A 12,000-nucleotide genomic window follows, 5' to 3' on the forward strand; every position below is an offset into this window, starting at 1 on the left:
GGAGAACCACGCTCCGTTCCGATCGACGCCTCTACAAATGCCGAAGCTACGGTTGGGTTACCTGCTGTTCTGCGCATCACCTTGCTCGCCCTTGCGCTTGGCTTCTTGCGCTTCGTATTGAGCGTTGAGCGTTGGATTGCTCGTCTCGCCTGCGACGGTGTCGGCGTTCCCGCCATCCAACCCCGGCGCGCCCTTGATCGCGTCCGCAATGTCTTCCTGCTCCGAGCGCTTTCGGATGAATGGCTTGAGGTAAGCGTCAAGTTTGCCCTTGCCGGGTTCTTCGAGTTCTTGCGTCAGGGCGGCGAGATATTGGTCTTTGTCCGTGGCGGCCCAATCAATGCCGACGTTTGCCCGGCGGGCAAGTTCCGCATGAATCAGCATGATAGTGCGGCCATTGCCGTCGAGGAAGGGATGGCCATAGGCGAGATAGCCCATCACTTCGCCGAGCCGTTCCGCCATGAACGCCTTGTCTTGTCCCTTTTCAAGCGCGTAGCCGATCGCTTTGCTGATGTCATTGGGATGGGCGAAGATGACGGCGCCCTTCTTCACAAAGATATGGGACGCGTTCGTTTGGCGATCCTCTCCAGCCCACGGGAACACCGCTTCGAAGAGCGTTTTGTGTGTTCGCAGGACATCGACATAGCCCAAGGACGACCGCGCCTTGAGATGATCCAAGGCTGCATCGATGCCGGTCAGGAAAGAATTGTGCAGGAGGCGCTGAACGATTTCGGGATCTTTGGCCTTCGCGACGTTGCGCAGATAGCCGCGCGTCGCAAAATCCCCGAACGGATCAAACGTCACGGACGGCTTTCGCGAAGATAGCGCGCCTGCAGGCGTACCGCCTGAACACGATCCAAGATCCCGGCGCGCTGGAGCGCGACAATTGAATTCTCGATCGGATCGAAGTTCACGTCGTCGCCGGAGAGCCGCGTCACGTGATGGGCAAAGACGTCGTTTGAGGTGACGACCGCAGCTACGTTATTCGCGGCCGCTAACCGCTGGATTACGCCAGCAGTGTACCGGACCTTGGTGGCGGAACGTTGGGCGGACATGGATGCTCCTGCCCCTAGAATATAGTATTGAAGGCCCGAAAATCCATTGAGTTACGCCTTCGAGGTCCCTGGCGAACCGGTAGGCCCCCGAAGACCCTCCAAATTGCTACCTGTCCCAGGCGGCCGGGAAAGCAAAACGCCCTAGGCGATGGCTCTAGCCTGACAGCCGGCTTGCGCTTCCTCATCCGGAGTATTGAGAATTTTCATGCAGCCTCCCGGAATTGGAGAGCACTTCACAGTGCCAGCCTAGGGAGGACTGGAGCGGGCGAAGGGGCTCGAACCCTCGACCCCGACCTTGGCAAGGTCGTGCTCTACCACTGAGCTACACCCGCATCCTGTGTCGGTCGCGTGACGCGCCGGCAACGGCTGTCGTATGCCAAAAGCGGGAGGGGAATGCAACAGCTACCGGCGGCATCAATTCGCATTTGAGGGCCCCATATGGAGCCCGAAGCTGTCCAAATCGGGCGGAAATGTCCCGGAACCGGCGAATCGGCGGGCCTGGATTGAAATTCGGCCCATTCGGCCCAATTTAGGAGCCGACCACAAGCATATGACGCGGCGGCGTGCTAAAGAGCCGCCATTCCAGACATGACGAGGGAATCCCGTGACGATCATCGACCAGGGTAACGGAGCGGCGGGCCCGGCTGCGGCCGACCTGATCAAGGACACCACCACCCAGACCTTCGTGAAGGACGTCATCGAGGAATCGAAGCGCCAGCCCGTGCTGATCGATTTCTGGGCGGAATGGTGCGGCCCCTGCAAGCAGCTGACCCCGGTCCTGGAGAAGGCGGTGAATGCGGCCAAGGGCAAGGTCAAGCTGGTCAAGATGAACATCGACCACCATCCGGCGATCCCGGGCCAGATGGGCATCCAGTCGATCCCGGCCGTGATCGCCTTCGTCAACGGCCAGCCGGCCGACGGCTTCATGGGCGCGGTGCCGGAGAGCCAGGTCAACGCCTTCATCGAGCGGCTGACCAAGGGCGTCACCGCGCCGGGCGAGGTCAACGTCGCCGAGATCGTGCAGGAGGCCGACGCGGTGCTCGCCGAGGGCGACGCGGCGGCGGCCGCGCAGATCTATGCCGAGGCGCTGCAGCATGATTCGACCAACATCGCGGCGCTTGCGGGCCTCGCGAAGTGCTACGCCGTCTCCGGCGCGATGGAGCAGGCCAAGCAGACGCTGGCCATGGTGCCGGAATCCAAGCGCAACGACCCGGCCGTGAAGGCCGTGCAGACCGCGATCGATCTCGCCGAGCAGGCGAAATCGCTCGGACCGGTCGCCGAGCTGGAACAGAAAGTCGCCGCAAATCCGCTCGATCATCAGGCCCGTTTCGACCTTGCCACCGCGCTCAACGCCCAAGGCAACCGCGCGGCGGCGACCGAGCAGCTGCTCGAGATCGTCAAGCGCGACCGCAAATGGAACGACGACGGCGCCCGCAAGCAGCTGGTGCAGTTCTTCGAGGCCTGGGGCGGCACGGATGATGCAACCGTCGAAGGCCGCAAACGTTTGTCGACGATCCTGTTTTCGTAACGGCCTTTTTTGAGCATGATCTGTTCGGAAAACCGCTCCACACTTTTCCGGATCATGCGCTAGCAACGCCAGTGGGACCGGGCAGATGCCGATCAACATCGAATATCGCGGGCCCGCCGACCTCCCGGAGATCATCCCGGTCTTTCCGCTGCCGGGCGCGCTGCTGCTGCCCCGCGGCCAGATGCCGCTCAACATCTTCGAGCCGCGCTACCTCGCGATGGTCGACGATTCCTTCCGCGACGGGCATCGCCTGATCGGCATGATCCAGCCCGACGTCGCGCATTCACGGAAGGATTCCGACAAGCCGGCGCTGTTCCGCGTCGGCTGCGTCGGCCGCATCACCCAGCTCGCCGAATCCGGCGACGGCCGCTACATCCTCGAGCTCACCGGCGTTTCCCGCTTCAAGGTGGTCGAGGAGCTCGAGGTGCTCACCCCCTATCGGCAGTGCAAGGTGGACTTCTTCGCCTTCGTCGACGACTTCACCGCGCGCATGGGGGAGGAGGAGGTCGACCGCGAGGCGCTGCTGGCGGTGCTGGCGGACTTCCTGAAGGCCAACAATCTCAAGGTCGACTGGGAAGGCGTCGAGAGCGCGCCCAACGAGGCGCTGGTCAATGCGCTGGCGATGATGTCGCCCTATGGCCCCGCGGAGAAGCAGGCGATGCTGGAGGCGCCCGACCTGAAGACCCGCGCCGAGATCCTGATCGCCGTCACCGAGATGGACCTCGCCAAGAAGCGCACCAGCGGCGATCCGCCGCTGCAGTGAAGGTCCCGCCCGACCTAAAGCGCGAAGCGACTAGGATGAATCCTCATCGCGCTTTGGGTTTTTGTTTGAGCATGATCTTTTCGGAAAACCGCTACGCACTTTGCGCTGACGCGGCCCTTCGGGTCCGGATCATGCTCTAAGCGGCAAACTCGCCCGCCTCGACCTTTCGGTCCACCAGCCGCGCGATCGTCGAGGCCCGCATCGGCGGGCTGAGGTAGAAGCCCTGCGCCTCGACGCAGCCCTCTTGGCGCAGGATGTCCAGCTGCTCGGCGGTTTCGACACCTTCGGCGGTGGACGTCTTGCCGAGGCTCGTGGCGAATTGGACCACGGCCCGCGCGATCCGATGAGGCTCCTCCATCGGACTGGACAGCTCGCTGACGAAGCTGCGATCGATCTTGATCTTGTCGAACGGAAACTTCTGCAGAAAGCTGAGCGACGAATAGCCGGTGCCGAAATCGTCGAGGGCAATCCGCACCCCGAGCTCGCGCAGCTGGCTGAGTGCTGCGAATACGGTCCCGCTGTCGTGCATGATGACGGTTTCGGTGACCTCGAGCTCGAGCCGGTCTGACGCAATCCCCGAAGCCGCCAATGCGCCCACGATCGTCGACACGAGCTCCCTGCTCCTGAATTGCGCTGGAGACAGGTTGACCGCGATCTTCAGGTCGGAACGCCATTTTGCCGCTTCGGCGCAGGCGGTTCTCAAGACCCATTCCCCCAGCGGCAGGATCAAGCCGGTTTCCTCTGCGACGGGAATGAATTCGCCTGGCGAGACCAGACCGCGCTCGGGGTGATGCCAACGCAGCAACGCCTCGAAGCCGCAGGTCTCGCCGCTGTTCAAATTGACGAACGGCTGGTAGTGGAGCTCGAATTCGCTTCTCGCAAGCGCCTTCCGCAGATCCCGCTCCAGGTTGCGGCGCGCACGCAGGAGCTGGTCCAGCTCCGGCTCGAAGAAGCGGAATGCGCCACGTCCGGCGCTCTTCGCCGAGTAGAGGGCCAGATCCGCGCTCCTGAGGACCGTGTCGGAATCGGCGCCGTCCTGGGGTGCAAGGGCTATGCCGATGCTGGTCCCCACGATGACCTGATGATCGCCGAGATCGAACGGCGCGCTGAGCGCGGCATGAATCGCCTCGGCGAGAGAGGCCGCGTCCGCGGCCGGATTGGTCACGTAATCGACGATTGCGAATTCGTCGCCGCCCAATCGGGCGACGAACGTCGTCTCCCTGACGCAATCCAGCAAGCGCGTGGCCACCGACCGCAGCAGCAGGTCACCCGCCGGATGTCCGAGCGTGTCGTTGACCTCCTTGAAGCGGTCGAGATCGAGCAAGAGAACCGCCAAATGGAGGTTTCCGCCACGCGTATCGGCAAGAGCGGGCTCCAGACGCGCCTTGAGCAGCACGCGGTTCGGCAGCTCCGTCAGCGCATCATGTTGCGCCATGTAGGTGATCTTGGCTTCGGACCGGCGTTGCTCGGTGACATCCAGGTGCGTGGCCACCCAGCCGCCGCCGGCCATCGGCTGCCGCGTCACGCAGATCAGCCGGCCATCGGCGAACGCGTCGATGCGGCTCGACACGGCATGGATCGGCAGTGCATCGAGCTTGGCGATCTGCCGTTCGGCGGCGAAATCGCTGGCCTCGCCTTCGAGTATGCCGCTGGTGACGCGATGTCTGATGATATCGCGGTGCGGAGTTCCCGCGCGCAGCAATTCCGACGGCAGCCGGTACAGCCGGGCGTAACGCTCGTTGCAGATGACGAGCCGCTTCTCGGCGTCGAACATGCAAAGGCCCTCGACCATGTGGTTGATGGCCGTGTCCAGCCTCAGCTTCTGTTCCTTGAGGTCGTTCTGCGACCCTTCGAGCTGCTGCCGTGCGATGGAAAGCTGGCTGATGATCTCCTCGAACCTGGCGGTTCTGGTCGCCAGACGACGATCGGCAAGCACGCCGATCAGGCTCATCCCCAGCACGGACAATGCGACACCGGCGATGGCGAGCGCGAGGAAGGCCGGAGAAAGCGAAAGCGTATCGGTCGCGCGCGCCGGATCCGGTGTGATCTGCACGGCGCCCATGGCCGTGAAGTGATGCGAGACGATGGCGAGCGTCAGCAGGACGGCCGCGGCGAGCGTGCCCCGATAACCCTGGCGGGTGAGCGCGACCGCCAGCGCAGCGTAGCCGAGGCACATGCCCAGAACGATGGAGAGGAGGACGAGGTCGACGGACCAGGAGACTCGGCCCGGCACTTCAAGAGCCCACATCCCGATATAGTGCATGCTGGCAATGCCGCCGCCGATGATGATGCCGCCAGCCGCCGCGCGCCAGCGGCCGGACGTGACGACCGCGACGCCGAAGCCGACCGAGGTCAGCAGCATTGCCGCTGCGAGAGAGGACGCGGTCAACACGATGCCGTAGCCCGTCGTGACGCCGGGCTCGTAGGCGAGCATCGCGACGAAATGCGTGGCCCAGATGCCGTATCCGATGGCCGCGCCGGCAATGGCGATCCAGATCCACCGGGTTCTCGCGCGCGTCGCGATCGCGCGGTGAAAGATGCTGACCGCGACGATGCTGGCAACGAAGCAGACCAGGGCAGCGAGTACGACGAGCCGCCAATCGTGCTCGGTCGTAAGGCAGGAGAAAACGCGGAACATCCAGTCTCGCCTCATCGTCGATATTGTCGATGCTGGACGGGCTAATCGCCATTCGCGTTAATTTTGTGCCGCGCCTGATTGCACGCTTAGCGGCATGCTAACGTCGTCCGTAAAATTTGATCTGTCGGGCTAACGCGCTTCGCGCTTGTCGCGCGGGGAAACCGCTATGCGCGTTTCCGGCTCATGCTCTAAAGGTGGCCGCGGATGCGCTTGCGTCCGGTGATCATTGCGCGGATCAGGTTCTCGCGCTGCAGGATTCCCATCAGCATCACGCCAACGACGTGGAGCACGACCAGAACGATGACGGCATCCGATGAATAATGGTGAGCGTCTTCGACCCACCACACGCCGAAGAACGTGACGGTCACCGACATCGCTCCCGTGATGGTCGAAACGGCGAGCGAGGCCAGCAGCGCGACCAGCATCAGCGTGCCGGCGGGATTGAGCCCGATGTAGCGGCCGGTGATGCCGCGGCGCAGATTCCAGAGATAGCGGGGCGAAGCGCGCAGCCGGACGCCGACCATGCGGAAGCGCGAATAGCGGCTTCCCCAGACGCCCCAGACCAGGCGAAACGCGAGAAGCCCCAGCACGGTATAGCCGACCATGCGGTGAAGGCCGTCATAGACGGTCGGCGTGAACCACGCGGCCAGAACGCCGGCCGCGAGAGCCCAGTGCCAGAGGCGCAGCGGCAGGTCCCAGACAGCGATCGTCCGCGGCGCGGCTCGCTCGGCGGGGGTCCGATCGGACACCCCGCGAGCTTCTGGCATCGCTTCTTCAATCAAGCAAAGACCATCCTCGAGCCCTGCTTTGCGCAGAACGCGTCGCGCAGCCGACCTATAGCAACCTACTTGGCGATCGTGTGCTTCAGGCTGAGATCTTCGGGGCTGTAGAACAGCTCGTAGAGCTTGCCTTCCTTGACGCCGTAGACCTCGTAGCAGGAGCCTTCGACCTTGGAGCGCCGCACCTCATAGCCAAGTGCCTTGGCCTTGGCTTCGGCTTCGCTGGCCGGCTTCCACGACGCCTTGTCGAGCTTGGTGCAATTCTTGAAACCGTCGGCCATGGCCGTCGATCCCGCGCCAATCCCGATCGTCAGTGCAATGGCAACAACTCGAATGACCTTCACGAACTTCTCCTCTCTGTCGTGGGCGCTGCGCGGAGCCGCGGAGCACACCGAAGGAAGCAAAGAGGGGGGTGAAGTCAACAATGAGGGGCTTGGTCCGCTTTAGATAAGTTCTATTGTAGAGTTTAGACTGGTTCTAACATGAGCCACAATGTGAGGGCTTCCTGCGGAGAATGCGGATCTTGGGCCACCGCTGCGGCCTTACGCCTCATCGGTGGAAGCGCAGCTAGTACCCGGCAACCGACATCACGACGACCGCACTGAGCGCCATCCACCCGAAATGCCGGCCGCGCGTCGCCCAGGCGTTGGCGAGGGCGGAAAGGCCGAGCACACAGGCCATGGTGGCGACGATCCAGTGGCGAGCCGGCTCCGATTGCATCCACGGCACCGCAATCAGCAGCATGCCACCGCCGATCCAGGCTACGGTCGAGGTCTGCCACACCAGCCGGATCAGGGTGCGGAGCCGCTCCGGCTCGATGCGCACGCGGGCGAAGACCTTGGCCTCGCCGAGGTAGCCGTGGATGAGGGCCGAGGCGATGGTCACGACGCCGGCGCACTGGAGCAGCAGATCACGCATCAACGCCTCCATACACTGATGTATGGATCGATAGCGCCTGGCCAGTCGCCTGTCGATACACTAGTGTATGGTACGATTCCGGGAAGTGACATGAACCAACAGCTCTCCGCCGACGACTGGACCAGCCAGGGCCTCAAGGCACTGGCCAGAAGCGGCTTCACGGCGCTGAAGGCCGATCCGCTCGCCAAGGCCATGGGCGTGTCGCGCGGCAGCTTCTATTGGCATTTCGCCGATCTGGCCGCGTTTCACGCCGCGGTGCTGAAGCGCTGGCGCGAGATCGCGGCCGAGCAGATCATCGCCGACGTCGAAGCGGCCAGCGACGAGCCGCTCAGGATGCTGCTGCGGAGATCCTTCGGCGCGCGGCTCGACCTCGAGCGCGCCGTGCGCAATTGGGCGGCGTTCGATGCGAGCGCGCAAGGGGCGGTGCGCGCAATCGACCGCCGCAGGCTCGACTACATCGAAGAGCTGCTGCAAAAGCGTGGGCAGGCCCCGGCAACGGCGGTGGCCCGCGCGCAGATCCTGTACTGGACATTTCTCGGTTTCGCCCTGTCGGGCCCGTCAATCACGGCCACGCGGCTGCAGGCCATGCTCGACGAGCTCCTGGCGATGGTCTGCGCCTAAAGCATGATCCGGAAAGTGCGAAGCGGTTTTCCGGAAAGATCATGCGTAAACAACAACCTGAGGCCGTGATGGCGGGTGCGAATTTCTATGGTAAAGGCAGGCGAGTGCCGGAGACTCCCATGAACGCGCCCACCGAACGTCCCGAACCCAGCGTCGATCCAAAACTGCTGGAGATCCTGGTCTGCCCGCTGACCAAGGGCCCGCTGGAATTCGATTCCGCAAAGCAGGAGCTGATCTCGCGCAGCGCCAAGCTCGCTTATCCGATCCGGGACGGCATCCCGATCATGCTGCCGGAAGAGGCGCGCAAGATCGATTGAGCGGATGGCCGTATCGCACGACGGCCATGCAACACTCTCGCTGTCGTCCCGGGGCGCGAAGCGAGCCCGGGACCCATAACCACAGGGAGTGGTTACGACGCGAGCTGGTAACTCCGGGTCTTCGCCAAACTACATCCTGTGGCTATGGATCCCGGGCTCGCGCTACGCGCGTCCCGGGATGTACAGGAGAGGTTGCGGCTACAACGCCTCGCCCTTCAACAGCCGCGGCACCTCGCCGGTGAGGCCGGCGGCCTGGCGGATGAAGAGGTTCTTCAGCGGCGGGGCGCGGTCGACGAGGCCGAGGCCGATGTCGCGCACCGTGCGCAACAGCGTCGACTGGTTGGAGAACAGGAAATTCAGCGAGTTGGTGGCGACGCCCATCGCCATCGTGTCGAAGCGGCGCCAGCGCTGGTAGCGTTCGAGCACGTCCGCCCCGCCGATATCCATGCCCAGCCGCGCGGCATCGACCACCACTTCCGCGAGCGCGGCGACGTCCTTCAGGCCCATGTTGAGGCCCTGACCCGCGATCGGATGGATGACATGGGCGGCATCGCCGACCAGCGCAAGGCGCTCGGCGATGAAGGACCGCGCGACGAAATAAGACAGCGGAAAGGCCCGCGGCTTGTCGAGCACCTTGACCTCGCCGAGATGCAGGCCGAAGCGCTGCTCGAGCTCCGCATGGAATTCCTCGTCGCTGAGGGCGATGATGCGCGCGGCCTCCGTGCGGCGCTCGGTCCACACCAGCGAGGAGCGTTTGCCGGTGAGCGGCAGGATCGCGAAGGGACCGGCCGGCAGAAAGTGTTCTTCGGCGCGGCCCTCATGATCGCGCTCATGGCCGACGGTGACGACGATGCCGGATTGGTCGTACTCCCAGCCATGGGTGGCGATGCCGGCGCGCTCGCGCAATTTCGAGCGCGCGCCATCGGCGGCGACCAAGAGGCTCGCCGCGATCACGCTGCCGTCGCCGAGCGTCACGTCGATGCCGTCGGAGCGCGCATCGTAAGACGCGACCGGGGTGGCGCGGAGATCGATGCCTTCGGCCTCCGCACGCACCACCAGCGCATCGATCAGCCGACGGTTCTCGACCATATGCGCGAAGGGCTCGCCCGGCGCGACGTCGCCGGCAAAGTTCAGGAACACCGGACGGGTGGCGTCCTCCAGTTTGGAATCGGTGACGACCATGTCGAGGATCGGCTGGGCCTCGCCCCGGACGTCGCCCCAGGCGCCGATGGTCTCGAACAGGCGGCGGCAGGCGGCGACGATCGCGGTGGCGCGTGGGTCGCGGCTCGGCCGCGTGCCGAGCGCGGGATCGGCGACGACGACGGGGATCTCGGGCCCGAGCCCCTGACGCAGCGCCAAGGCCAGCGCGAGGCCGGCAAACGCGCCGCCACCAATGACAATGCTACCCTGTACCGACATACCAAGCTTCCCGGTCAATTCTCGGTCTTGCTAGCAGACTTGAGCTGGGCGAAACAGTGCGGTGAAACGAGGGCAGCTAGCCCCATTGTGTCATTCCGGGGCGCGACGAAGTCGCGAGCCCGGAATGACGACTTCAGAGAGCTGTGTTCATGTCCAAAGGCCTGATCGACCTGATCGCGATCCTCGACCTCGAGCAGCTCGAGGTGAACCTGTTCCGCGGCAACAGCCCGAAGACGAGCTGGCAGCGGGTGTTCGGCGGCCAGGTGATCGGGCAGGCGATGGTCGCGGCCTGCCGCACCGTCGAGGGCCGGCTGCCGCATTCGCTGCATTGTTACTTCATCCTGCCGGGCGATCCGCAGATCCCGATCATCTACCAGGTCGAGCGTCTGCGCGACGGCAAGAGCTACTCGACCCGCCGCGTCACCGCGATCCAGCACGGCAACGCGATCTTCTCGATCATGGTGTCCTTCCACGCCGAGGAGGAGACTGCGTTCGACCACCAGGACAAGATGCCTGATGTGCCGCCGCCGGAAAAGCTGACGGCGGAGGAGGTGGCAAAGCAGCCGATGTTCAAGGAGATGCCGGACTTCATCCGCCGCTACTACGAATCCGATCGGCCGATCGAGCTGCGTCCGGTCGAGCTCGGCCGCTATTTCGGCCAGAAGATCGACGACGGCCGCATCCACGTCTGGATCAGGACCGCCGCGAAGCTGCCTGACGATCCGGCGCTGCACATGTGCGCGCTCGCCTATGCCTCGGACTTCTCGCTGCTCGACGCGATCATGGCGCGCTATGGCCGTACGCTGTTCGACAAGCGCATGATGCCGGCGAGCCTCGACCACGCGATGTGGTTTCACCGCCCGTTCCGCGCCGACGAATGGCTGCTCTATGCGCAGGATTCGCCGAGCGCGCAATCCGGCCGCGGCCTGACCCGCGGCTCGATCTTCAAGCCGGACGGCACGCTGGTCGCCTCCGTCGCGCAGGAAGGCTCGGTGCGCGAGCGGAAGACCTGATCGCTGCAAGCGCGACGAGTAGCGCTTGAAGCCTTTCAGATCAGGCCCCGAGCGAGCCGCGCGGCGCGAGCTCGGTCTGCGAGGCGAACCAGTTCATGATCCAGCGATACACCCACGGGATCGGGATGATGAGACTGCACAGGAGCGCAGCCACGATGCCGCGCCAGAGAATGTCGAGACCCGAGCCCTTGAAAACGATCTCGCGCCGCGTGCCCTCGATGCTGCGGCAGAACCAGCGCATCTGGGCCGCGGCCACCCAGGCCCAGCCGATGATGGTGATGATGGAAATCGCGAACAGCAGATTCCAGCCGACATAGGCCCAGACCGAACCGGTAAAGCTCAAGCCCAGCGGCTGCCCGTTGGAGGCGAGGTTCGCGATCATCCATTTGATCAGCAGCCAGTAGAGCACGATCTGGACGATGAACAGCAGATTGCTCAGCAATTGGCTGCCGACGAAGCCGAGCGCGATGGCCAGGACGATGAAGCCGAAAAACCAGGGCACCAGCGTCATCGCGCTGCCGGTGAAGCTGAGATTGGGGCGCCCGGGGACCTTGATGCAGGGCACGATCCATTTCGTGTACCAGACGAACAGCCACGGCACCGGGATGATGAAGCACGAGCCGATCGCGAGCACGAGCGTGCGCCAGGTGAAGTCCCAGATGCCGAAATCGACGGCGAGTGATCCGCCGCGCACTGCGCCGCCATAACCACCGCCACCCATCACCGGGGGCCCGCCGCCTGGGACCATCGGCGGCGCGCCGCCGCCAATCAGGCCGGGAATTTCGGCGGCCTTCTGCCAGCCGGCCATGCCCTCGGTCCACACCAGCGTGTCCGGGCGCACCACGCCCTGGGCGACGAGATCGCGGAATTGCCCTTCCGGAAAGGGCCCCTGCTGCTTGCCCTCGGATGCGTAGAACCAACTCGCCATGGAACGTCCCCCTCGAACTTACGT

Annotated in this window: 13 protein-coding genes and 1 tRNA gene; 5 read left to right on the top strand and 9 right to left on the bottom strand. The window is 64.3% G+C overall.

Features of this window, described 5'->3' with window-relative positions; all coding sequences use genetic code 11:
• Window positions 1–57: 57 nt before the first annotated feature.
• From N2602_RS00665 to N2602_RS00675, 3 genes are all read right to left on the bottom strand, one after another.
• Complete coding sequence (locus N2602_RS00665) at window positions 58–801, bottom strand: Fic family protein (RefSeq protein WP_260381451.1); 744 nt, start codon at window positions 799–801, stop codon at window positions 58–60.
• Complete coding sequence (locus tag N2602_RS00670; protein WP_260381452.1) at window positions 798–1,052, bottom strand: hypothetical protein; 255 nt, start codon at window positions 1,050–1,052, stop codon at window positions 798–800. Before N2602_RS00670 ends, N2602_RS00665 begins: the two co-directional genes overlap by 4 nt.
• A gap of 257 nt (window positions 1,053–1,309) precedes the next feature.
• A tRNA-Gly gene (locus tag N2602_RS00675) sits at window positions 1,310–1,384 on the bottom strand.
• 272 nt (window positions 1,385–1,656) lie between these two features.
• Here N2602_RS00675 and trxA point away from each other — a divergent pair.
• On the top strand, window positions 1,657–2,580 hold the full coding sequence (gene trxA / locus N2602_RS00680; RefSeq protein WP_260381453.1) for a thioredoxin: 924 nt from the start codon (window positions 1,657–1,659) through the stop codon (window positions 2,578–2,580).
• 85 nt (window positions 2,581–2,665) lie between these two features.
• Window positions 2,666–3,343 (top strand): LON peptidase substrate-binding domain-containing protein, encoded by a 678-nt coding sequence (locus tag N2602_RS00685; protein ID WP_172787851.1) that lies wholly within the window; start codon window positions 2,666–2,668, stop codon window positions 3,341–3,343.
• Window positions 3,344–3,479: 136 nt separating this feature from the next.
• Here N2602_RS00685 and N2602_RS00690 read toward each other — a convergent pair whose 3' ends face one another.
• The 4 genes from N2602_RS00690 to N2602_RS00705 all read right to left on the bottom strand — a co-directional run bounded on the left by N2602_RS00690 (window position 3,480) and on the right by N2602_RS00705 (window position 7,678).
• Window positions 3,480–5,981 (bottom strand): EAL domain-containing protein, encoded by a 2,502-nt coding sequence (locus N2602_RS00690; protein ID WP_260381454.1) that lies wholly within the window; start codon window positions 5,979–5,981, stop codon window positions 3,480–3,482.
• Window positions 5,982–6,169: 188 nt separating this feature from the next.
• Window positions 6,170–6,763 carry a cytochrome b/b6 domain-containing protein gene (locus N2602_RS00695; protein WP_172787849.1) on the bottom strand — a complete coding sequence of 198 codons (594 nt, stop codon included), beginning with the start codon at window positions 6,761–6,763 and terminating at the stop codon, window positions 6,170–6,172.
• Between the two features lie 62 nt (window positions 6,764–6,825).
• Window positions 6,826–7,104: a PepSY domain-containing protein gene (locus tag N2602_RS00700; RefSeq protein WP_025033089.1), complete on the bottom strand. Its 279-nt coding sequence runs from the start codon at window positions 7,102–7,104 to the stop codon at window positions 6,826–6,828.
• A 223-nt stretch (window positions 7,105–7,327) separates the two neighbouring features.
• Window positions 7,328–7,678: a hypothetical protein gene (locus tag N2602_RS00705; RefSeq protein ID WP_172787848.1), complete on the bottom strand. Its 351-nt coding sequence runs from the start codon at window positions 7,676–7,678 to the stop codon at window positions 7,328–7,330.
• A 90-nt stretch (window positions 7,679–7,768) separates the two neighbouring features.
• Between N2602_RS00705 and N2602_RS00710 the strand changes: the two genes are divergently transcribed.
• Both N2602_RS00710 and N2602_RS00715 read left to right on the top strand, forming a co-directional pair.
• The gene (locus tag N2602_RS00710; RefSeq protein ID WP_260381455.1) at window positions 7,769–8,299 is read left to right on the top strand and encodes a TetR/AcrR family transcriptional regulator; all 531 of its coding nucleotides are present in this window, start codon (window positions 7,769–7,771) and stop codon (window positions 8,297–8,299) included.
• A 119-nt stretch (window positions 8,300–8,418) separates the two neighbouring features.
• On the top strand, window positions 8,419–8,616 hold the full coding sequence (locus N2602_RS00715) for a Trm112 family protein (RefSeq protein ID WP_027535355.1): 198 nt from the start codon (window positions 8,419–8,421) through the stop codon (window positions 8,614–8,616).
• A gap of 198 nt (window positions 8,617–8,814) precedes the next feature.
• On the opposite strand, the gene N2602_RS00720 is transcribed toward N2602_RS00715, so the two are convergent.
• On the bottom strand, window positions 8,815–10,035 hold the full coding sequence (locus N2602_RS00720) for a ubiquinone biosynthesis hydroxylase (protein ID WP_260381456.1): 1,221 nt from the start codon (window positions 10,033–10,035) through the stop codon (window positions 8,815–8,817).
• A gap of 149 nt (window positions 10,036–10,184) precedes the next feature.
• On the opposite strand from N2602_RS00720, the gene tesB reads away from it, so the two are divergent.
• Complete coding sequence (tesB, locus tag N2602_RS00725; RefSeq protein WP_172787845.1) at window positions 10,185–11,048, top strand: acyl-CoA thioesterase II; 864 nt, start codon at window positions 10,185–10,187, stop codon at window positions 11,046–11,048.
• A 40-nt stretch (window positions 11,049–11,088) separates the two neighbouring features.
• Here the strand turns inward: tesB and N2602_RS00730 are convergent, their stop codons facing one another.
• A complete protein-coding gene (locus tag N2602_RS00730; RefSeq protein ID WP_172787844.1) occupies window positions 11,089–11,976 on the bottom strand; it encodes a DUF4339 domain-containing protein in 888 nt (295 codons plus the stop codon).
• Window positions 11,977–12,000 lie beyond the last annotated feature (24 nt).

The sequence above is a fragment of the Bradyrhizobium sp. NC92 genome (assembly GCF_025200865.1).
Classification (GTDB): domain Bacteria; phylum Pseudomonadota; class Alphaproteobacteria; order Rhizobiales; family Xanthobacteraceae; genus Bradyrhizobium.